General features: G+C 56.5%; 18 protein-coding genes and 1 pseudogene. 13 read left to right on the plus strand and 6 right to left on the minus strand.

Features of this window, described 5'->3' with window-relative positions:
* The first annotated feature begins 106 nt into the window (after positions 1–106).
* From Thiowin_RS17945 to Thiowin_RS17955, 3 genes are all read left to right on the plus strand, one after another.
* Positions 107–2,713, plus strand: coding sequence for a tetratricopeptide repeat protein (locus Thiowin_RS17945; RefSeq protein ID WP_328984333.1), 2,607 nt, complete (start codon positions 107–109; stop codon positions 2,711–2,713).
* A gap of 189 nt (positions 2,714–2,902) precedes the next feature.
* Positions 2,903–4,843, plus strand: a complete 1,941-nt coding sequence (locus tag Thiowin_RS17950) for a tetratricopeptide repeat protein (protein WP_328984334.1) — start codon at positions 2,903–2,905, stop codon at positions 4,841–4,843.
* A gap of 294 nt (positions 4,844–5,137) precedes the next feature.
* Positions 5,138–6,079, plus strand: coding sequence for a DUF4351 domain-containing protein (locus tag Thiowin_RS17955; protein ID WP_328984335.1), 942 nt, complete (start codon positions 5,138–5,140; stop codon positions 6,077–6,079).
* A 491-nt stretch (positions 6,080–6,570) separates the two neighbouring features.
* Here the strand turns inward: Thiowin_RS17955 and Thiowin_RS17960 are convergent, their stop codons facing one another.
* Positions 6,571–7,323 (minus strand): reverse transcriptase domain-containing protein, encoded by a 753-nt coding sequence (locus Thiowin_RS17960; RefSeq protein WP_328984336.1) that lies wholly within the window; start codon positions 7,321–7,323, stop codon positions 6,571–6,573.
* A gap of 113 nt (positions 7,324–7,436) precedes the next feature.
* Here Thiowin_RS17960 and Thiowin_RS17965 point away from each other — a divergent pair, with 113 nt between their 5' ends.
* Positions 7,437–8,309, plus strand: a complete 873-nt coding sequence (locus tag Thiowin_RS17965; RefSeq protein WP_328984337.1) for an Rpn family recombination-promoting nuclease/putative transposase — start codon at positions 7,437–7,439, stop codon at positions 8,307–8,309.
* A 149-nt stretch (positions 8,310–8,458) separates the two neighbouring features.
* Here the strand turns inward: Thiowin_RS17965 and Thiowin_RS17970 are convergent, their stop codons facing one another.
* Complete coding sequence (locus tag Thiowin_RS17970) at positions 8,459–8,767, minus strand: group II intron maturase-specific domain-containing protein (protein ID WP_328984338.1); 309 nt, start codon at positions 8,765–8,767, stop codon at positions 8,459–8,461.
* Positions 8,768–9,082: 315 nt separating this feature from the next.
* On the opposite strand from Thiowin_RS17970, the gene Thiowin_RS17975 reads away from it, so the two are divergent.
* The 7 genes and pseudogenes from Thiowin_RS17975 (at position 9,083) to Thiowin_RS18005 (ending at position 16,216) form a co-directional block, all read left to right on the plus strand.
* Positions 9,083–9,949 (plus strand): PD-(D/E)XK nuclease family protein, encoded by an 867-nt coding sequence (locus tag Thiowin_RS17975; protein ID WP_328984339.1) that lies wholly within the window; start codon positions 9,083–9,085, stop codon positions 9,947–9,949.
* A 146-nt stretch (positions 9,950–10,095) separates the two neighbouring features.
* Complete coding sequence (locus tag Thiowin_RS17980; protein ID WP_328984340.1) at positions 10,096–11,061, plus strand: RpnC/YadD family protein; 966 nt, start codon at positions 10,096–10,098, stop codon at positions 11,059–11,061.
* 420 nt (positions 11,062–11,481) lie between these two features.
* A complete protein-coding gene (locus Thiowin_RS17985) occupies positions 11,482–13,710 on the plus strand; it encodes a helix-turn-helix domain-containing protein (protein ID WP_328984341.1) in 2,229 nt (742 codons plus the stop codon).
* A 206-nt stretch (positions 13,711–13,916) separates the two neighbouring features.
* Positions 13,917–14,024, plus strand: a pseudogene (locus Thiowin_RS25585) (Rpn family recombination-promoting nuclease/putative transposase); the annotation flags it as partial.
* A gap of 182 nt (positions 14,025–14,206) precedes the next feature.
* Entirely contained in the window at positions 14,207–14,803 is a 597-nt protein-coding gene (locus tag Thiowin_RS17995; RefSeq protein ID WP_328984342.1) for a Uma2 family endonuclease, read from the plus strand.
* Between the two features lie 77 nt (positions 14,804–14,880).
* On the plus strand, positions 14,881–15,195 hold the full coding sequence (locus tag Thiowin_RS18000; RefSeq protein ID WP_328984343.1) for a hypothetical protein: 315 nt from the start codon (positions 14,881–14,883) through the stop codon (positions 15,193–15,195).
* A gap of 79 nt (positions 15,196–15,274) precedes the next feature.
* Positions 15,275–16,216: an RpnC/YadD family protein gene (locus tag Thiowin_RS18005; RefSeq protein ID WP_328984344.1), complete on the plus strand. Its 942-nt coding sequence runs from the start codon at positions 15,275–15,277 to the stop codon at positions 16,214–16,216.
* Between the two features lie 336 nt (positions 16,217–16,552).
* Here Thiowin_RS18005 and ltrA read toward each other — a convergent pair whose 3' ends face one another.
* Positions 16,553–17,911: a group II intron reverse transcriptase/maturase gene (gene ltrA / locus Thiowin_RS18010; protein WP_328984345.1), complete on the minus strand. Its 1,359-nt coding sequence runs from the start codon at positions 17,909–17,911 to the stop codon at positions 16,553–16,555.
* Positions 17,912–18,024: 113 nt separating this feature from the next.
* Here ltrA and Thiowin_RS18015 point away from each other — a divergent pair, with 113 nt between their 5' ends.
* A complete protein-coding gene (locus Thiowin_RS18015) occupies positions 18,025–18,249 on the plus strand; it encodes a hypothetical protein (RefSeq protein WP_328984346.1) in 225 nt (74 codons plus the stop codon).
* Positions 18,250–18,633: 384 nt separating this feature from the next.
* On the opposite strand, the gene Thiowin_RS18020 is transcribed toward Thiowin_RS18015, so the two are convergent.
* Positions 18,634–19,752 (minus strand): IS110 family RNA-guided transposase, encoded by a 1,119-nt coding sequence (locus tag Thiowin_RS18020; RefSeq protein ID WP_328984347.1) that lies wholly within the window; start codon positions 19,750–19,752, stop codon positions 18,634–18,636.
* Positions 19,753–20,167: 415 nt separating this feature from the next.
* Between Thiowin_RS18020 and Thiowin_RS18025 the strand changes: the two genes are divergently transcribed.
* Positions 20,168–21,088, plus strand: a complete 921-nt coding sequence (locus Thiowin_RS18025) for a hypothetical protein (RefSeq protein WP_328984348.1) — start codon at positions 20,168–20,170, stop codon at positions 21,086–21,088.
* Positions 21,089–21,340: 252 nt separating this feature from the next.
* On the opposite strand, the gene Thiowin_RS18030 is transcribed toward Thiowin_RS18025, so the two are convergent.
* Together Thiowin_RS18030 and Thiowin_RS18035 are read right to left on the minus strand one after the other, a co-directional pair.
* The gene (locus Thiowin_RS18030; RefSeq protein ID WP_328983446.1) at positions 21,341–21,769 is read right to left on the minus strand and encodes a group II intron maturase-specific domain-containing protein; all 429 of its coding nucleotides are present in this window, start codon (positions 21,767–21,769) and stop codon (positions 21,341–21,343) included.
* Positions 21,770–21,784: 15 nt separating this feature from the next.
* Positions 21,785–22,501, minus strand: a complete 717-nt coding sequence (locus Thiowin_RS18035) for a reverse transcriptase domain-containing protein (RefSeq protein ID WP_328984349.1) — start codon at positions 22,499–22,501, stop codon at positions 21,785–21,787.
* Positions 22,502–22,542: the final 41 nt, after the last annotated feature.

Raw genomic sequence — 22,542 nt, forward strand, 5'->3', positions numbered from 1 at the left:
TGGCATGTTGACTAAGTATGCGCTAGATGGGCGCATTTCGTTGAGAAAACGGTGACAAGCGCCGAGTCTCGGATCGCGGCGGTGCTTGAATTGTGACGGAGGCAGCATGAAGAGATCAACAAGACGGCCAAAGGGGCGTGCCGGTCATAGTGGCAGTCGCTTTCCTCCAAAAACCGGCAAGCCGCTGGACACCCTCCTCCAGACCGCGCTCGAAAAGCATCACCAGGGTGACCTCGGTGCCGCGACCCAGCTCTACAGTCGTATTCTAGAGCAGGCCCCCCGGCACGCCGACGCCTTACATTTGTTGGGGGTCGCCTGTCATCAAACCGGCGACACCGCACGTGGCGTCGCATTCGTTGCCGAGGCGATCGCGGTCAATGACCAGGACGCCGCCTACCACTCCAATCATGGTCTGATGTTGAAGGCCCTTGCTCGCCTTGACGAAGCCCTGGCGGCCTACGATAAGGCTATCCGGATCAAGCCCGATTTCGCGAATGCGCACACCAATCGCGCGGCAGTCTTGATCGCTCTGATGCGCACACAGGAGGCTTTAGATGCCTGCGATACAGCACTTGCGCTCACGCCAGACTTGCCTGATGCCCACAATACTCGTGGGGTGGCCCTGAAAGACCTCGGTCGCCAAGAGGAGGCCCTGGCCGCCTATGATAGGGCATTGGCTATCCACCCAGCCTTTGCTGAAGCACATTGTAATAGGGGCAATATCTTGAAGAGCCTTGAGCGATCAGCCGAGGCGGAAACGTCCTTCGAGCGAGCACTCGCCATAAACCCGCAATTCGCTACAGCACACACAAATCTAGCACTAGTACTCAACGAACGGGGCTGTCATGACAGGGCGGCAAGACATCTGGATGTCTCTATCCGCCTGCGACCAGCCGACGCCGATACCCTGTCGGCGAAATCTTTTCACCACGCCACCCAAGGCGAATGGGAGCAGGCCGAGCACTGGGCAAAATTGTCCCTCCGGCATCGACCGGACGATGGCCCAACATTGAAGGCCCTCGCCAGTTGTCTCGTAGCCCAAGGCCGTGCAGATGCGGGCCTGCAGGTCATTCTTCGGTCCTTAGAGTTGAGGGATGATCGCGAGGCACGACAGTTGTTTGTGCAATGCGTAAAAGGCAATAGATTCAGCAGTTTCGACGAGCATGTCCATCACCTTTTAACCCGTGCACTCAACGAGGGCTGGACGCGCCCGACTGATCTGGCGGCGGCCGCCACGACGATGCTCAAGTGTCAGCCCGGAATCCAAGAATGTCTATCACAACTTGCCTCGATAGAAAGGAAGTCCCAGTCTTGCAAGACGCCAATGGATCATTGGCAAATTGCCGTCAGCTCTTTTGCTCCCCTCGCAGAGAATCCGCTGCTCTTGGCGCTGCTGCGAACATCCTTGATTCCTGATGTTGAATTTGAACGCGCGCTCACTATCGCACGGCGAGTTCTCCTATATTCCGCAGATTTGATGACAGACCCAGCAGACACCCCAGTATTTTTTTTACGATTGACCTCAGCCCTAGCGCAACACTGTTTTCTCAACGAATATCTGTTCGACGATACCGAGGATGAGATACGTACCGCATGGATTTGGCGTGACCGATTGACTGCCGCGCTTCATGATGATACGGAGATCACGACAGCCGTGCCACTGATCGTGTCGGCCTATTTCCCGCTGAATTCAATCGCGGGGGCCATGCACTTGCTCGAAAAAAGTTGGCCAGATGCGGCCGAGGAAGTCCTGACGCAGCAACTCCGCGAACCCGCCGCGGAACAAGCATTGCATGAAAACATTCCCAAGCTCACCCGGATTGATGACCAGGTGTCTCTTCTCGTCCGAAGTCAGTACGAGGAGAATCCTTACCCCCGATGGAGTCGATTGGGTACTGAAGGAATACCAAGAGCTACTGACAGACTAATGAAGGCCTTGTTTCCGCGTGGGCCCTATCAGCAGATACAAAAACCCGAAGGAACCGACATTCTCGTGGCAGGTTGCGGAACAGGCCAAAACTCGATCGAGACAGCACGAAGATTTTCCAACGCGCGAGTGTTGGCGATTGATCTCAGCCATGCCAGTCTTAGTTATGCAAAGCGCAAGAGTGATGAGTTTGGGGTCACATCAATCGATTACGCTCAAGCCGACATATTAGACCTCAGAGATTTGGACCGATCTTTCGACGTTATTGAAGCTGCGGGGGTGTTGCACCATTTGCACGACCCGTTTCAAGGATGGAAAATACTCATATCGATGCTCCGGCCATTAGGCTTAATGAGAGTCGGCCTTTATAGCGCAATAGCACGCCGCAATATTATGCATGGTCGTGAGCTCATCAAAGAAATGGGTTATAAAACAAATGCGCAAGACATTCGGCGTTGCCGGCGGGAGATAGTGAGACGAAGTACTGACGACAGGTTTCGGCAAATTACCCAAATTCTCGATTTTTACAGCATAAGCATGTGTCGTGATCTCCTTTTTCACCGCCAAGAGCACCAAATGACCCTGCCCGAGATTCGGACATTCCTACGAGCGCACCGCCTTGAGTTTCTTGGATTCGAAAAAGACCCTGCGATCTTAACTGCTTACCGGAAGCGTTACCCCGATGATCTTCCGGCAACAAATCTCGAATATTGGTCCGCGTTCGAGCAGGAAAACCCCAATGTCTTTTTAGATATGTATCAATTTTGGATTCAGAAGCTTGAATGACAGACGCTTATCTCGTCCAACGATTGACTTGAGCATCTTTTGCGAGAGGGCGTTACCATGCATGCATTGGCTGCATTTTCTTTAACGGAATTGTCGATTTCAATGCCCTCATTGCAAAAAAATTCAAAATTCTTTTTTATCATGAATTAACGTGGAACCAAAGCCTAATATACAATGGAAAATAGGCCGATGAAACCCTTCCAGCCTTCTCCGGCATTGTCGGAACTGTTGAAAATCGGGATGATCCATCATCAGAGAGGTGAATTACCTTCGGCGCGCACACTGTATGAGACCGTATTACAAGAAGCTCCGCGCCATGCTGAAACCCTGCACTTGCTTGGGGTGATCCATTATCAAATGGGTGACAACAAACGGGCAGTTGATCTGATAAAACAGGCGATTACTGAAAAGCCAGATTCCGCGATTTATTTCTCGAATCTCGCTCTTGCCTTGAAAGTGCTCGGACATCTTGACGAGGCACTTCGAGCTACCGAAAGTGCATTGCAGCTGAACCCAAACCATCTCGAATCACTCAATAACCGCGGCTATATCCTGACCGCTATCGGCCGCGTCGCCGAATCCCTTGCCTGCACCGATGCGGCGATTCGCCTCCAGCCAAACTGTGCCGAAGCCCATAACAACCGCGCGAATGCGCTGCAATGCCTTGGTCGCTGGAGTGAAGCGCTTGCAGCCTCCGAGACAGCGATTACCATCAAGCCCGATTACGCCGAGGCGCATAATAATCGCGGCGTCGTGCTGCGTCGACTCGGACGATTGGAAGATGCCCGCAGAGCGTTTAACAAAGCCTTGAGTCTCCGGCCCCAACTTGCGGAATGCCATCACAATTTGGGAAATACCTTAGCGGATTTAGGGTGTTTAGACGATGCACTGGCCGCCTATGATGCGGCGCTCGCCATCAGGCCCTTTTACGCCGATGCTTACGGCAATCGCGGCGGCGTTTTGATGGCGCTAGGAAAACTCAATGCCGCCGCTGATAGCTTCGAACGCGCGGTCGAGCTGGACCCGGGGGCCATAGATGCCCTTGCGCGCTATTGCCAAATTCGGTCTGTACCGCGTGACCACCCAGCACCGGACTCACTCGAACGCGCGCTGAGCAAGAATGATGTGTCAGTGTCTCGTCGCCGAATGTGCCATTTCGCATTGGGTAAAATCTACGATGACCGAGATTTGGTGGATGACGCATTTCGGCATTTTGGGGCAGGTCACAGAGCTCGCGCGGAAGAACTGGAACATGTTTGGAGCTCTGCTGAACAACAAAGTCAATTGGAAAGAATCCAGCGAACATTCACCGCGGAATTTTTCAATCAATGCCAAGATTGGGGGCATCCCAGCAAGCGACCAATTTTTATTGTCGGAATGCCTCGCTCTGGTACGTCACTTGTAGAACAAATTCTTGCCAGCCATCCATCTGTGTTTGGTGCGGGAGAGCTACAATTAGTTGGCTCTTTTGTTGAGCGCCGGCTCTCAGAGGAAAGCCTTGTCAGGCAGACTTATATCGAGAGACGTGTCGCAAAAACGCACGGGTCAAATGGTTCAACTTCAAAGCCATCGATTTCAATAAGCGCTAGAACAGTCTGGTCACTCGCAGAGGAATATCTCGCGGCTCTGAATGATCTGAACAGCACTAAGGCGAGAGTGACTGACAAAATGCCGCACAATTATCGCTATCTCTGGCTTATCGCATTGATGTTTCCCAAGGCGACTGTGCTGCACTGCGAGCGTGAACCGACGGCGACTTGTTGGTCGATTTACGTGCATGATTTCAACACTGGTCATGCCTACGCTGATGACTTAATTACGCTGGGTGAGGAATACCAGATCTACCGACGAATGATGGACCATTGGCGGCAGGTTCTTCCGCTGGCGCTCCACTCTGTTCGCTACGAAGCTCTGGTCAAAGATCCAGAGAAGCATATACGCCGGCTACTCGATTCTTGCGGGCTTGATTTCGCGCCCGATTGCCTGACTCCTCATCGTACCGTCAGGAGGGTAAGGACCGCGAGTGGCGTGCAAGTAAATACCCCGATTCATACCCGTGCAATAAACAAATGGAGGCGGTATGAACGACATTTGCAATCCCTAATTGACCTACTAAACGTTGACGATTAAAGATGTGAGAAAACGATATGCGTCGAAAAAGGCCCGCAGCACAACCAAAGAAATTACTGAAATCGAAGCGGGTTTCGTGCATGCACCCAAGCTCGGTTCCGGAGCGATTTGAGACCGCGCTGAAACACCACCAGAAGGGACAGTTCTCAGTGGCCAGTGGTCTGTACCAAGAAATCCTCAAGCAATTCTGGGGACAGAAGCAATTCGAAGCAATTCTGGGGACAGTATACTTAATTCCTTTCGGGCAGCGCCCAACCCTCCCAACCATGGCGCCGAATCGGCTAAACTCACCCCATGACAGCCGACACCCAAGCCACCGACACCAGCGACAAACCCGACTACGACAGCCCCTGGAAAGAGGCGCTGGAGCGGTTCTTTCCGGAGTTTCTGGCGCTGCTGTTCCCGGCCATCCATGCCCAGATCGACTGGAGCGTGGCGCCGGTGTTTCTCGACAAGGAACTCCAACAAATCGGCGGTAACAGCCCGCGCGGTCGCCGCCATGCCGATAAATTGGTGCGGGTTCGCGCCAAAGACGGCAGTGATCTTTATGTACTGATCCATGTCGAAGTCCAGGGTGACGCCGAAAGCGACTTTAACGCGCGGATGTTTCTCTACCAGACCCGTCTTCGGGATCGTTACCAAACCGATGTCGTCAGCCTGGCGGTCTTAACCGACACCAGCCCCAGCTTTCGCCCGAAGTCATTTCGCCACGCCCGCTGGGGCTGCGGGATCGTCTTTCGCTTCCCCGTGGTCAAACTGCTCGACTACGCTGAACCCGAGCGCTGGGCCGAACTGGAAGCGAGCGACAATGTCTTTGCCTTGGTGGTGATGGCGCAGATTCGGGCCAAGGTGACTTATGATGCCGAAACACTGAAACGCTGGAAATTCCGCCTGATGCGCTTGATGTACGAGCGCGGCCACGAGCGCGCGCTCATTGAAGAGGTGTTACGCCTCATCGACTGGATGATCCGCCTACCCAAAGAGCTAGAAGCGGAGTTTCGCCAAGAACTTTATGCCTACGAGGAGCAATATCGAATGCCTTATGTCACCACATTTGAGCAAGCCGGGATTCAGAAGGGCGAGGCCGCGATCTTGATGCGCCAGTTCGCGCGGAAATTCGGCACTGATTCAGCCGAGACCTACCGCCCGCGCATTGAATCCGCCGAGCCGGAGCAGCTTGAGGCATGGTCAGAGCGCATCCTCAACGCCGAGACACCCGAGACCATCTTCCACTGAGGCTGTCGGGCCGCGCTCGCAGCATCAACCAACGTCCCTTGGAATCAAAGGATAGAGTAGAGAGCAGGTTGTCATCACTCGCTTTAGCTCATCTGTTTTCCGCAGCTTTGGCGGTGCCTTATAGCCGAGGCATGGCGATGACTCCCAGCCCTCCCTCATCAAACCGTGCATGCGATTTTCCCGCACACGGCTTTCCGATGCTCTTCACACCAAGGCATGCACCGTCTTCCAGCCGGGCACCTTAGGGAGCTTGTGCAGTCCATGGCGGTCATAGAGGTCGCGAGACGGGAATTTGGCATGGCCTGCCTTCCGATACAGGTCAGTTCTCGTCGTGTTAAGTCCGTCACTTTTGCCATGATTTTTCCCACAGCTTTGTCCGACGGGCGCACGTTCGGGTACCATTTGCCGGTCTTGGCGCCTCGGCTCATCTGGAGCGTAAAGCCCAGAAAGTTGAAGCCCGATTCCTTGGCATCCACCACATGGGCCTGATCTCAATCGGGCGTCTCATTGAGCGTCAAACCCTGTCGATCCACGACGTGGCGGACGACCTTCAGCGGCTCTTCCACACCCTGCTTGCAGAGCACGACAAAATCATCCGCATAAAGGACAATGTGCGCGCCCAGCTTCTGTTTCAGCCGATGTCGATCCCAGATACGATCCAGCAAGTGCAGGTAGAGATTCGACAACAGAGGGGATATTACACCACCTTGCGGTGTTCCGACCCGGTTGCCTTTCCCTCCACCGACGGTCATGCGTTTTCCTTGATCATTCACGCCAATGACGGGGGCCTTCAGCCACTGTTTCAGGAGCGCCAGGATGGCTCCATCGACAATGCGTTCAGCGACCACCGCCATGAGGTTGGCGTGGGGAATGGTGTCGAAGTCGCTCGACAGATCAGCGTCAATCACTTGGGTGTGACCGGCCCAGAGTGCGTTGGCAATGTCGTCGATGGCATCGTGGGCCGAGCGTTTGGGCCGAAACCCGTAGGAGTGCGGCGTAAAGTCCGCCTCGAAGATCGGCTCGATGACCAGCTTAACCGCCATTTGCACAACACGATCACGGATGGTGGGTATCCCCAGCGGCCGCTCGCGGCCATCTCCTTTGGGAATCATCACCCGCCGTACCGGTTGGGCACAGTAGCGTTTCTCTTGCAGTTCCTCTGCGATGCCCTTCAGGAACCCTTCTACCCCTTCGCCTTGCTCGATCATCTCGAAGCTCACCCCGTCAATTCCGATCTCAACCATTTTTTCAAGCCCCAAGGCGATGTTCTGGGACTTTTTTGTCGGTGCTGACGGATGAAGCGCTTACCGGCAGCCGGTATGATGGTCGTCTGTCCAGTCTACAGAAGAGGCCGCCAATGCCCGCAGCGCAGACTATCTCCGATCTGCTCGACCCCAAGAACGACTATGTCTTTTTCCGTGTTTTCTCCGAAGAACCCGAGCTGCTGGTCGATCTGATCAACGCCGTGCGCGTCGATGAGCCTCCGATTGTTGCCGTCACCCTGCTGGATGCGCGTCTAAGCCCCGAGCGGCTCAGCGGCAAACGGCTGATCCTTGATCTCAAGGCTGTCGACGAACAGGGGCGGCGCTACAATGTCGAGATGCAGGTGCGCTCCTTCGGCGTCTGGAGCGCGCGCGGCATTCTCTACCTGGCGCGCGTGATCAGCGAACAACTCGAGGCCGGCGAGGAGTACCACAAGCTCAAACCCGTCATTGGCATTCACCTGCTCGATTTCAATCTGTTCAAAGAGCCGGAACATGAAGATCAGGCGCTGTGGTGTTTCGAGCTGCGCGATGCCAAGCGCCCCGAGGTGCGGCTTGGGCGTGAACTGCAACTGAACATTGTCGAACTGCGTAAGGCCGATAAGCTACAGCAACTGCCCGAGCGGCTGTCGGCCTGGATCGCTTATTTTGAACATTGGCGCGAGGAGGTCACGATGAGCAAGCTAACCCATCCCCCGGTGCAACAAGCGTATGCGAAATTGCAGACCTTGAGCGCCGATGAGCAAGCACGCTATTGGGCAGAATCGCGTGCCAAGGCTCTGAGTGACGAGGCGACCTTGTTGTTTGAAGCGCGAGAGGAAGGCGAGAAGGAAGGGCGTCGGCAAAGTGCGATGGCGATGTTGCGCCGCACCCAGTTGGACGATGCCACGGTGGCCGAATTAACGGGGTTGTCGCTGGCGGATGTGCAGGGACTGCGCATGGGGTCTATCGAAGGAATCAAAGGGTAGAGTAGAGGGCAGGTTGTCATCACTCGCTTTAGCTCATCTGTTTTCCGCAGCTTTGGCGGTGCCTTATAGCCGAGGCATGGCGATGACTCCCAGCCCTCCCTCATCAAACCGTGCATGCGATTTTCCCGCACACGGCTTTCCGATGCTCTTCACACCAAGGCATGCACCGTCTTCCAGCCGGGTACCTTTGGGAGCTTGTGCAGTCCATGGCGGTCATAGAGGTCGCGAGACGGGAATTTGGCATAGCCTGCCTTCCAGTTCTTGACCTTATGTCGCTTACGCAAGTGGATTCGCAGCCGCTGTTCGGCGTGGTTTCTGACCTTACTCATCGCCAGACTGGAATTGCGGAAATGGAAGTAGCCCGCCCAGCCTCTCAGGCTGCGGTTGACACTCCCCACCACATCGTCCAGCGGGATACAGGTCAGTTCTCGTCGTGTTAAGTCCGTCACTTTTGCCATGATTTTTCCCACAGCTTTGTCCGACGGGCGCACGTTCGGGTCCCATTTGCCGGTCTTGGCGCCTCGGCTCATCTGGAGCGTAAAGCCCAGAACCAGCCTTGACGCGAATGAAGCCAGCGCTACCAGCAAGACGATGCCGAGGATGTTGAGACCATGAGCGCGCGTGGTCCGAGCGAATTCTCACCGCCGGAACCACCCGAGACGACCTTGGCGGCGGTGCGCTAGGCGGCTCTACCAGGCTTCCACTGGTCGCGCTAGACTGACCACAGGTTCTTATCCTTACCGAATGTGAATGCCCATCAGGAAACGCATGCATTGAACGCAGAATCACTGAAAGACGCCATTAGAAGGGAGCTGCCCGATCTCCTGCGCAACGACGCGCCGTTTCGCGATGAGCTCCTCGCACTGACGCGCCGACATCATCCTGAACGCGGTGAAACCGAAGATTGGTTTCACGAAATGCTTGGCGAGTTGCGACGTGATCGTGAAGAGCAAAGTCGCAGGTGGGAAGAGCAAAAAGCCAAAGACGAGCGCGACCGGGCTGAGCAGGCGCGCAAGTGGGACGAGCAAAATCGCAAGTGGGAAGAGCACAAAGCTCAGGCCGAGCAGGATCGCGCCGAGCAGGCGCGCAAGTGGGACGAGCAAAATCGCAAGTGGGAAGAGCACAAAGCTCAGGCCGAGCAGGATCGCGCCGAGCAGGCGCGCAAGTGGGAGGAAGCCAATCAGCACTTCGACCGTGTGCATGAGGAGATCATGGCGCAAGCGAAACGATTCGACCGCGGCATCGGTGCCCTCGGCGCGCGCTGGGGCATCCATTCCGAGCGCGCCTTTCGCAATGCCTTGGCCGGCATTTTGGAGGTGAGCTTCGGTGTCGAGGTCATCAACGTCAATGAATTCGATGACACCGGCGTTGTCTTCGGCCGCCCGGAGCAGATTGAGCTCGACATTATCATTCAGAACGGCCTGTTATTGATCTGCGAGCTGAAGTCGTCGATCGATAAGGCGGGCATGTACAGCTTCGAGCGCAAGGCCCGTTTCTACGAGGAACGCCACCATCGCCAGGCCCAGCGCCTGATTGTCATCTCGCCAATGATCGATGACCGAGCGCGCAAGGTCGCCGAGCGCCTCGGCATCGAGATCTATCATGACTCGACCGACCTGACCTCGCTCGATGCGAGCTGATTGTGGCGGGTTTTCGCAGCGGGACATTTGACGGGACATTTATCGATTTTGGGGACAGTATACTTAATTCCTTTGGGCTGGCAGGGCGAGCTGTTCGCGACTAAAGCCGCTCCTACCCACGGCACCATATCGGCTAAACTCCCTACATGACAGCCGACACCCAAGCCACCGACACCAGCGACAAACCCGACTACGACAGCCCCTGGAAAGAAGCGCTGGAGCGATTCTTTCCGGAGTTTCTGGAGTTGCTGTTCCCGGCCATCCATGCCGAGATCGATTGGTCAAAGGGCGTGCAGTTTCTCGACAAGGAATTCCAGCAGATCGTACGCGAGGCCAAGACCACCCGGCGCACTGCGGATAAGCTGGTCGGCGTCACCCGCCGCGATGACACGCCGGTGTGGGTGCTGGCCCATGTTGAAGTGCAAGGTGATCCGCAAAGCGACTTTGCCGTGCGGATGTTCACCTACAATTACAAAATCCGCGATGCCTACCAAGTGCCGGTCGCGAGCTTGGCGGTGCTAGCCGATACCAAGCGCAGTTTCCGCCCCAACAGCTACAGCACGGCGCTGTGGGACTGTCGGGTGCAATTCGACTTTCCAATGGTCAAACTGCTCGACTACGCTGACCCCGAGCGCTGGGCCGAGCTGGAAGCGAGCGACAATGTTTTTGCCTTGGTGGTCATGGCCCAAATCCGGGCCAAGGTCGCCGACGATGCCGAGACCCTGAAACGCTGGAAATTCCGCTTGATGCGCTTGATGTATGAGCGCGGCTATGAGCGCACGCTGATTGAAGAACTCTTCCGCCTGATCGATTGGATGATCCGTCTTCCTGAAGAGCTGGAAGCAGAATTTCGCCAAGAACTCTACGCCTACGAGGAGCAATACCAAATGCCATATGTGACGACTGTTGAGCAAGCGGGGATTCAGAAGGGGATGGAGATGGGAGTGCAGCAGGGCGAGGCCAGGACATTGCTGCGCCAGCTCGATCAAAAATTCGGCCCAGAGGCCGTGCAAACGCACCGCGAGCGTATCGAGCAAGCGGAGCTTGAGCAACTCGACACTTGGCTGGGGCGCATCCTCAGCGCCGACAGCCCCGAGACCATCTTCCACTGAGACGAGGGATTTTTCAGGCTAGATTGTAGGCAACAGGGGTTTTTTTAGGGTGCCCGGTCCCCGTATTTTCAATTTTTTTCGGGGCTAAGCTAATCTGCCAGGGCAAATGGCACCTCATTGCGGGTGGCCTCGCCCACAATGCCGAGCAGCGCGCGATCCCACTTCTCCAAGAATTCTGGGTCCAATTCTGGGGACAGCAATTCGCAATTCTGGGGACATATATGGTCCGCCCCGCGATGCCAGACCCCCCAGGTCCAGATTTTTCCTCCCACGTAAGCGCTTGAATCTCCGTCTTACCCGACGTTTTTTGGACATTTCCGTCCGACGTCAAGAAGTCGTTTTTTGGACAAACACTGACACAGTTATCCATTTTATATAAAAATAATTTTGGAAAAATAAAAGAAAGCTTGGCATGATCGGGTGAAGTGGTTTTATCCTCATCAAGGAGCTTCCCTGGTAACCCAAATCGAGTTGCTTGCCGAGCCCGCTGGTGCGTTGGATCGCGCGGTGCGTTTCGAGCTTGGTGGTGGCTATGCGCTGCATCTGCCCCATGGCCCGCGCGCGCTGGGCACCCTCTACCATCGCGGCACCCCGATCAAGCAAGTGAACCTGCGCGACAAAGCCGAACGTCGCCTCTTGGCCGTGGAACTGATGCAAAAAGGCGTCAATCAGAGCCGCTTGGCCGATGCCTTGCAGCTCAGTCGCCAGACCCTGCACAACTACCGCGAGAGCTACCGGGAATTCGGCGTGCAGGGACTCTTGCACGGCTACAGTCCCGCGAAAAGCAAGGACGAGGAACTCCATCGCCATCTCAACGTCAACAAGCACCGTCCTGGCTCCAAGGCCCGCGAGCTCGAAGCGCTGCGCCGCGCCAAGCGTGAGCAGGCCGAAGGTGAGGCACAGGCCGAGCTGGACTGGGACGGGGAGGCGACCTATGAACTCCAAGAGCCGGCGATCGAAGAAACCCTGAGTGCGGCCCTGGCTGGCGCGCAGGCGACACCACCTCAATCGCAGCCGACCGAGGTGGTGGCAAGCGAGCGTCCTTATGCCCAGAACCATGACTGGGAAGACAGCCGCTATGCCGGCATCTTCCCCATCCTCATGGTCCTGATCAGCCAATGGCACTGGTTGAGCGGGGTAATGCGCCTGTTCGGCAACGGCTGGAAGCTGTTCATGGTCTTCGCCCTCATGGGCGTGAGCAACATCCGCTCCATCGAGCAGATCAAGCACGTGCGCCGTGACGAGGCCGGGCGGATGCTGGGGATTGGCACCCTGCCGTGCCTGGAGACTATTTGGGGCTGGTTCCATGCGGTGGCCAAGCAAGGCCGCGCCGCCGTGCTGGTGGCGGCGTTTTCCGACGACCAGCTCCAGCGCGGCTTGGTCGGCACGGATGTGTGGTTCACCGATGGGCATCTGCTGCCCTATACCGGCATGCACAAGGTTCATGCCAGCTACCATACCCAGCGGCGCATGCCCACGCCCGGGCAGACCAATCTGGTCACTTGCGATGCGCGCGGGCGGGTGGTGTGCTTTGAGATTCAGGAAGGCAAAGGCGATCTGCGCGGGCGCATTCTCGCCTTGGGCGAGTATGCGCGTGAGCAGGGATTGGGCGTGATGCCTTTGCAGGTGTTTGACCGCGAAGGCGACGGGCTGGAGTTCTTCTCCACCCTGGTCGCCACCGACACGCCCTTTGTGACCTGGGAGAAGAACGCCGATGCGGCGCGCTTGCGTGGGTTGGAGGCGGGGAGCTTTACCGAGACGCTCACGTTGAACGGGACCGAGTACCGGCTGCTCGAGGAGGAGAAGGCCTGCACCGATCCCCTGAAGCCCGCGCCCTGCGCAGCGGAGTCTGAGCCAACGTTCAAACTGCGCCGGGTCGTCATCTGGAATCTGCGCACCGGGCATCGCACCAGTGTGGTGTGCTGGGATGGCGCCCTGGGGCTAACGCCGGTGGCGATCGCCACCGCCATGCTCAGTCGCTGGGGCGCCTCGGAGAATACCTTCAAGCACCTCCAGGAGCGTCACCCCTATCATTACCATCCGGGATTTGGGGTGAGTGAGAGCGAGAAACAGGACATTGCCAATCCGGCGATCAAGGCCATCGATGCACAATGCCAAGCCATCAAGACCCAGCTCAACCGCCTCTACAAGCAACAAACCAAGTGCAAGCCTGGGATCAAGAAAGACGGGACCTTGCGCGCGAACAGCAAACACCAGCGCATCGCCGCGGAGATCGCCGCCGCCGAGGCGGAGCTGGCGCGGCTGAAGGACGAACGCGATCAGTTACCCGAGCGCGTCGATGTGGGCACCTTGAGCGATTACCGCTCCTTTCAGGCGATCGACAATGAAGGCAAGAATCTGTTCGATGTCGTCACCTCTTCGGTCTGGAATGCCCGCTGCCAACTCATCGATTGGCTCGAGCCGGTCTATGCCAAAGACAGTGATCGGGTCGATCTGCTCTATGCGATTCTCAACTGCCACGGCTGGATTCGCAGCGATGCCCGCTCGGTGGTGGTCCGTCTGGAGCCGCTACAGCAGCCGGCGCGCCGCGCCGCCCAGGAGCAGCTGTGCCGCAAGCTCACCGGTCTGGGCGCGCGGATCCCCGGCGGGAAGTGGCTGCGCATTGAGGTCGGCGACGCGCCGCTTTGATGCGGCGTCGCTTTGGGCTTTGGGCGCTGTCCAAAAATCAGGGGGCTTTTTGGGCGGTTTTGGGAGGTCTGACTATAACCCTAAGGGACAATTTACCTATCGCTGGGACGACCCGGAGCTTGGCATCTGGTGGCCGCTGGATCAACCGATGATTTCAAGGCGGGATGCGGAGGGGCGCTTTGTGCAGTAGCGGATTAAAGTCAACCATGCCCGCACTTCTCGATCCTACCAACGATTATGTTTTCAAGCGCCTGTTCGCCGAAACTCCGGAACTGCGAGTGGCGCTGATCAACGATCTGCGTCCTGACCTGCCCCCCTACCTGACTGAGACGAATGTTAAGTTAAAGCTCTGCGTGCGACACTTAAGTCTTGATGACCGACTGCAACGCTTGATGAGAGCTTGTGATCACAGCGAACCGGCCGGAAATTGGTTCAAATTCAGCCTGGATTGAAGGCGTACCTGATCGGCGGGATGTCATTGAAACGGAGGCCCAAGATGTCGGCTCAGCCCTTGTTGCACCTAACATTTGAAGATTGGCTTGCCAACGAACGGGCGCAAACTGAAATGCGCACGGAATATGTCCGTGGTGAAGTGTTCGCCATGTCCGGTGGCTCGCGCGAGCATAATTTGATTGCAACCAATATCGTCAGAGAATTGGGCATTCAGTTTAAAGGTCGCCCCTGCTGTGTCTATTCCGGCGATTTGAAGGTGCGCATGGAAACCGCCGACGCCAGCGCCTATCCGGATGTGATGGCGATCTGTGGTGAGCATCAGTATCTCGACGGGCGCCGAGATGTGGTGACAAACCCCGTTCTTATCGTCGAAGTCTTGTCGGACTCCACCGAAGCGTATGATCGCGGCAAGAAATTTGCTCACTACCGGACACTACCGAGCCTGATGGATTATCTTCTTGTCGCCCAAGATCAAGTACGAGCCGAACTCTACACCCGCGCCAATGATGGCGCTTGGATGATGCGAAGCTACGATCAAGTCGGACAAAAGGTGCCGCTTACAGCGATTGATGCCGAACTGTTGCTGGCCGAAGTTTACGATAAAGTCGGCTTGCCCTTGGGTCATTCAATATCGGCGTAAAATTCAACACATGAGTAAATAAAGACATTGGGACAACTCAGAACATGAACGTCTGATAGCCGTTAAATTTTTTCAATATGATTATTACACGTACCCCGTTTCGCATTTCTTTCTTCGGTGGCGGCATCGATTATCCAGACTGCTATCGCGAACATGATGGCGCGGTGCTGAGTGTGACAATTAATAAATACTGCTTTATCACACTGCGTTATCTGCCGCCGTTTTTTGAATATAAGCATCGCATCCGCTATTACCGCCGTGAAGAAGTGAGCGCCACTGACGAGATTCAGCATCCGGCGGTGCGCGAATGCTTGCGCTTCATGGCGATGGAGAAACAGCAATTCTGGGCAGCAATTCAGCAATTCCAGCAATTCTGGGGACAGTATACTTAATTCCTTTGGGCTGGCAGGGCGAGCTGTTCGCGACTAAAGCCGCTCCTACCCACGGCACCATATCGGCTAAACTCCCTACATGACAGCCGACACCCAAGCCTCAGACACCAGCGACAAACCCGACTACGACAGCCCCTGGAAAGAAGCGCTGGAGCGGTTCTTTACGGAGTTTCTGGAGTTGCTGTTCCCGGCCATCCATGCCGAGATCGATTGGTCAAAGGGCGTGCAGTTTCTCGACAAGGAATTCCAGAAGATCGTGCGCGAGGCCAAGACCACCCGGCGCACTGCGGATAAGCTGGTCGGCGTCACCCGCCGCGATGACACGCCGGTGTGGGTGCTGGCCCATGTTGAAGTGCAAGGCGATCCGCAAAGCGACTTTGCCGTGCGGATGTTCACCTACAATTACAAAATCCGCGATGCCTACCAAGTGCCGGTCGCGAGCTTGGCGGTGCTAGCCGATACCAAGCGCAGTTTCCGCCCCAACAGCTACAGCACGGCGCTGTGGGACTGTCGGGTGCAATTCGACTTTCCAATGGTCAAACTGCTCGACTACGCTGACCCCGAGCGCTGGGCCGAGCTGGAAGCGAGCGACAATGTTTTTGCCTTGGTGGTCATGGCCCAAATTCAGGCCAAAGTCGCCGATGATGCCGAGACACTGAAACGCTGGAAATTCCGCCTGATGCGCTTGATGTACGAGCGTGGCTATGAGCGCACGCTGATTGAAGACCTTTTCCGCCTGATCGATTGGATGATTCGTCTTCCTGAAGAGCTAGAAGCAGAATTTCGCCAAGAACTTTATGCCTATGAGGAGCAATTCCAAATGCCATATGTGACGACTGTTGAGCGAGCCGGGATTCAGAAGGGCGAGGTCAGGACATTGCTGCGTCAGCTCGATCAAAAATTTGGCCCCGAGGTCGTGCAAACGCACCGCGAGCGCATCGAACAGGCGGAGCTTGAGCAACTCGACACTTGGCTGGGGCGCATTCTCAGCGCCGAGAGCCCCGAGACCATCTTCCACTGAGACGAGGGATTTTTCAGGCTAGATTGTAGGCAACAGGGGTTTTTTAGGGTGCCCGTATTTTCATTTTTTTTCGGGGCTAATCCGCCAGGGCAAATGGCACCTCATTGCGGGTGGCCTCGCCCACAATGCCGAGCAGCGCGCGATCCCACTTCTCCAGGGCGGCGCGATTCTCTGATTTAAAGGGTAGAGTAGAGGGCAGGTTGTCATCACTCGCTTTAGCTCATCTGTTTTCCGCCGCTTTGGCGGTGCCTTATAGCCGAGGCGTAGCGATGACTCCCAGCCCTCCCTCATCAAACCGTGCATGCGATTTTCCCGCACACGGCTTTCCGATGCTCTTCACACCAAGGCATGCACCGTCTTCCAGCCGGGCACCTTAGGGAGCTTGTGCAGTCCATGGCGGTCATAGAGGTCGCGAGACGGGATTTTGGCATGGCCTGCCTTCCAGTTTTTGACCTTATGTCGCTTTCGCAAGTGGATTCGCAGCCGCTGTTCGGCGTGGTTTCTGACCTTACTCATCGCCAGACTGGAATTGCGGAAATGGAAGTAGCCCGCCCAGCCTCTCAGGCTGCGGTTGACACTCCCCACCACATCGTCCAGCGGGATACAGGTCAGTTCTCGTCGTGTTAAGTCCGTCACTTTTGCCATGATTTTTCCCACAGCTTTGTCCGACGGGCGCACGTTCGGGTACCATTTGCCGGTCTTGGTGCCTCGGCTCATCTGGAGCGTAAAGCCCAGAAAGTTAAAGCCCGATTCCTTGGCATCCACCACATGGGCCCTGATCTCAATCGGCGTCTCGTTGAGCGTCAAACCCAGTCGATCCACGACGTGGCGGACGACCTTCAGCGGTTCTTCCACACCCTGCTTGCAGAGCACGACAAAATCATCCGCATAAAGGACAATGTGCGCGCCCAGCTTCTGTTTCAGCCGATGTCGATCCCAAATACGATCCAGCAAGTGCAGGTAGAGATTCGACAACAGAGGGGATATTACTCCACCTTGCGGTGTTCCAACCCGGTTGCCTTTCCCTCCACCGACAGTCATGCGTTTTCCTTGATCATTCACGCCAATGACGGGGGCTTTCAGCCACTGTTTCAGGAGTGCCAGGATGGCTCCATCGACCATGCGTTCAGCGACCACCGCCATGAGGTTGGCGTGGGGAATGGTGTCGAAGTCGCTCGACAGATCAGCGTCAATCACTTGGGTGTGACCGGCCCAGAGTGCGTTGGCAATGTCGTCGATGGCATCGTGGGCCGAGCGTTTGGGCCGAAACCCGTAGGAGTGCGGCGTAAAGTCCGCCTCGAAGATCGGCTCGATGACCAGCTTAACCGCCATTTGCACAACACGATCACGGATGGTGGGTATCCCCAGCGGCCGCTCGCGGCCATCTCCTTTGGGAATCATCACCCGCCGTACCGGTTGGGCACAGTAGCGTTTCTCTTGCAGTTCCTCTGCGATGCCCTTCAGGAACCCTTCTACCCCTTCGCCTTGCTCGATCATCTCGAAGCTCACCCCGTCAATGCCAGGGCTGCCTCCATTTGACCGGACAAGATTCCAGGCGTGACGGAGGATGTCCTCATTTAACCCGCTAGACTTACTGTTGTTACTGCGAACGGCCAGGGTCGATTTAATTGTCGAGCCACCCACCGGGCCGTTACCTGCAAGCCAGGCCCCCCCCCCCCCCGAGCTGAAGGGCAAGGATGCCCGCACCCGCTTCCAACCCCGCGCCCGTTCATTCGGGGCGAGTTTTTCTTTGGGGCCGCGGGTGCTATGCTGGTTGCAGAAAAACGCAGTGATTGGAGCCTCAAGCGATGAGCGAGAATGTCAATAATTTAGTACTGGAGCATCTGCGGGCAATTCGCGCAACGCAAGCTGACCATGGTGAAAGATTGATGCAAATCGAGCTGCAACTCTCCGCACTGGGGCAGCAAGTCGGCGGACTGACAACAGCGGTATATTCCGGCAAGTCGGAACTCGACGAATTGCGCCGGCGCGTGGAGCATATTGAGCGGCGGTTAGAGCTGAAATCTGCGTAAGGGGAAAACGGGGACGGACCCTGAGGTATCCCCAAATATTCTCACGCTTTATCAATAAGGAATTATGGGGACATATATGGTCCGCCCCGCGATGCAAGAGGAAAATCGCTGTTTGGTAGAAGGAAACGTTGCGGCCATATATCCGGCATCGATCTCGGGACGCATTGCGGTCCCCGTGCCCTAATGGAATTCGCGTACCTCGCCGTCCTCAATCAGACTATCAGTCTCAGCTTAAGCTGGCTGCTGTCCCCGTCAGGTTTTCAGCGAGGCGGTCGTACCTTTCATGCCATTACAGTGACTTTCACTCTTAGCAACTCGTGGTGTGGAACTCGGTTGTTGCCCTATAAGGGCGGGTTAATCAGAATGGTTCGTGGCCGATAGGCGTTACGCGGTAACGGCCGCAGGCTTCGCTAACGCGCCGCGCGCCGCATCGAAGGCCTTGCCGGTGGTCATCACCGCCCAGGCGATGCGCACGAGCTTGTTGGCCATCGCAACCACGGCGACATTGGCATGACGGCGCTGCTTGAGACCGCGCGCCCAATGACTGAGGGCGTCTTCTTTGTTCTCAACCCAGCGCCCATTGTTCAGATCAGGGGCACGCGCCCCGTTGATTAGCAGTTTGCGCATATACACATCACCGCGCTTACTGATGCCGAGCAAGCGTGGTTTCCCGCCGGTCGAGTGCTGTCGCGGCATCAGCCCCAGCCAGGCGGCCAGCGCGCGGCCATTATTGAACAGCCCCCAATTGTCGCCCAAGGTGGCGATCAAGGCGGTGGCCACCAGCGGACCGATGCCGGGAATGCTCATCAACAGCTGGGCCGAGTCATTGGTGTTGGCAACGGCCTGAATCTGAGTATCATAATGCTTGACCCGCGTATCCATGTGACGCAACTCCTCGAGGAGAACATTCAATTCAGCGCGAAACCGCTCACTGAGTCCATTCTCGGCGTCTTCAAGGATGTCCGGCAGGCGGCGCATAAGCTCAGCACGCCCTTGAGCAATGACAATACCGTATTCGGCCAACAACCCCCGGATCTGATTGACCAGCGCCGTGCGCTGATCAATGACCATCGAGCGCATGCGGTGGGTACCCTGGGTATCTTGCTGTTCAACGTTCTTGATGGGCACGAACAATTGACGCGGGCCCCTGTTCGAGCAGGGCGCCGCTTCGCAAATCGCCTCGGCATCGACGGCATCGTTTTTGTTCGTCTTCACAAAGGGCTTCACATGCTGCGGGGCGATCAACACCACCTCATGGCCAAACCCCTGGAAGGTGCGCGCCCAGTGGTGGGCACCACTACAGGCTTCCATGGCGATGCGACAGGTCGGCTGCTGGGCGATGAACTGACTCAACGCTTTTCGTGCCAACTTGCGGCTGAACACCACTTCACCCTCGGCGTCGACACCAAACACATGTACGCTGTTCTTGGCTAAATCAATACCAATAGTGACGACCGGTTCTTTGCTAAACGTCTTTACGGATTTTTTCTTCGCTTTTTTCATGGCTCTTCTCTGAAGTTTTCGGTTGACGATTAGATGGTTGTCGATAGCCTATTTTGCTTGATTCAGCGGGTTTGTAGGAGCGGGGCGGACCATCCCATTAGTATACTCAATACCCCTGACTGATCCCGCCTGACCACGGCTCCCACCATCCAGCCCCCGGAATAAGTTCTGAGTTCTGAGTTCTGAGTTCTGAGTTCTGGTGACAGTTTACTGAATCAGAAGCAAAGGGGGCAGGATCGAATTAATTTTCGCAATCCCGGGGACATAGACTCAATTCCTCACACTGATCCCTCCTGACCGCTGGCCCCACCATCCAGCCCCTGGGTTCGCGCCTCGCGAGTTTTTCCTGTGGCAGCCAACCATCACCACGCCATCGCCTCCCCCACCCCCCCGGCAGATCGACTAAACTGCTACCATGCGCCGCGACCAACGCATCCCCTGGCACAAACTTCTCGGCCAAGCCCTGGCCGATGCCCTGATCGGTTTGCCCTATCAGGTCAGCACTGAAGAAGAACTCGCCCTGCGTAGCCAGCGCCTGGATGTGCTTATCATCGAACAGGGGCAATCCCCGCAGGCAACAAGCAGACCCGCCGACGACTGCCCGGATGGACTGGAAGACCTGACCAAGCACAACCTGCTGAGCTTCAAAGCCGCCGACGAGCCCTTCAGCGCCTGGTTTGCCGAAGAACTGCTGAGTCATTCCGTCACCTACCGCAAAGTCGCCTCCCTGCGCGCCCTGCGCAAGCGCCAGTCAGGCAAAGACCAACCGCTGGAGGAGCCCAAGGAAGCCTACCGGCTATTACCGGCTGAGGACTTCCGCTGCTACGCCATCGCCACCCGCTTTCCGCGCCAACTGGTCAAACAATTGCGATCCGGCAGTTGTCAAAAGACCGAGAAAGCGGGAATCTATCACCTGCGCTTTGGCACCCGCGACATGCGCCTGGTCGTCATCAACCAACTCGAACGCCACCCGCGCAACGCGCCCTGGGGCCTGTTCGCCACGGATGAAGCACAGTGGCGCGCGGCCTTTGCCAGTTATCGCTCGCACAGCGACATCGGGATTCACCTGCACAATCTCATTGGGTATTTTCGCCTGGGAGAAGGATACATGGCCTACACACAAGAAGACATGCACCGCGATGCCCGCGAATGGCTCAAGGGCGCGCTGAGCGAAATCGACCCTGAAGAAGTCCTCCAATGTTACGCTCCCGAGGATCGTCTCAAGGGGCTTGATCCCGAAGATCGTCTCAAAGGGCTTGATCCTGAGGATCGTCTCAAAGGGCTTGATCCTGCCACCATCGAAGCCTGGTTGGCCAAGCAGCGCCGGGATCACTAAGCGCGGATTGCCCATCCCTCTGACTGCTCGGCAATCAAAAACAAAAAGAGTAGCAAAAGGTGAGCAAAAGGGGTCAGGAGCAAAAGGGGTAGCAAAAGGGTAGAGTAGAGGGCAGGTTGTCATCACTCGCTTTAGCTCATCTGTTTTCCGCAGCTTTGGCGGTGCCTTATAGCCGAGGCATGGCGATGACTCCCAGCCCTCCCTCATCAAACCGTGCATGCGATTTTCCCGCACACGGCTTTCCGATGCTCTTCACACCAAGGCATGCACCGTCTTCCAGCCGGGCACCTTAGGGAGCTTGTGCAGTCCATGGCGGTCATAGAGGTCGCGAGACGGGAATTTGGCATGGCCTGCCTTCCAGTTTTTGACCTTATGTCGCTTTCGCAAGTGGATTCGCAGCCGCTGTTCGGCGTGGTTTCTGACCTTACTCATCGCCAGACTGGAATTGCGGAAATGGAAGTAGCCCGCCCAGCCTCTCAGGCTGCGGTTGACACTCCCCACCACATCGTCCAGCGGGATACAGGTCAGTTCTCGTCGTGTTAAGTCCGTCACTTTTGCCATGATTTTTCCCACAGCTTTGTCCGACGGGCGCACGTTCGGGTACCATTTGCCGGTCTTGGCGCCTCGGCTCATCTGGAGCGTAAAGCCCAGAAAGTTGAAGCCCGATTCCTTGGCATCCACCACATGGGCCTGATCTCAATCGGGCGTCTCATTGAGCGTCAAACCCAGTCGATCCACGACGTGGCGGACGACCTTCAGCGGCTCTTCCACACCCTGCTTGCAGAGCACGACAAAATCATCCGCATAACGGACAATGTGCGCGCCCAGCTTCTGTTTCAGCCGATGTCGATCCCAAATACGATCCAGCAAGTGCAGGTAGAGATTCGACAACATAGGGGATATTACGCCACCTTGCGTTGTACCTACCCGATTTGCCTTGCCTCCACCAACGGTCATGCGTTTTCCTTGATCAGTCACGCCAATGACGGGGGCCTTCAGCCACTGTTTCAGGAGCGCCAGGATGGCTCCATCAACAATGCGTTCAGCCACCACCGCCATCAAATTAGCGTGGGGAATGGTGTCGAAGTCGCTCGACAGATCAGCGTCAATCACTTGGGTGTGACCGGCCCAGAGTGCGTTGGCAATGTCGTCGATGGCATCGTGGGCCGAGCGTTTGGGCCGAAACCCGTAGGAGTGCGGCGTAAAGTCCGCCTCGAAGATCGGCTCGATGACTAGCTTAACCGCCATTTGCACAACACGATCACGGATGGTGGGTATCCCCAGCGGCCGCTCGCGGCCATCTCCTTTGGGAATCATCACCCGCCGTACCGGTTGGGCACAGTAGCGTTTCTCTTGCAGTTCCTCTGCGATGCCCTTCAGGAACCCTTCTACCCCTTCGCCTTGCTCGATCATCTCGAAGCTCACCCCGTCAATGCCAGGGCTGCCTCCATTGG

This window comes from Thiorhodovibrio winogradskyi (genome assembly GCF_036208045.1).
In the GTDB taxonomy this organism is placed as follows: Bacteria; Pseudomonadota; Gammaproteobacteria; order Chromatiales; family Chromatiaceae; genus Thiorhodovibrio; species Thiorhodovibrio winogradskyi.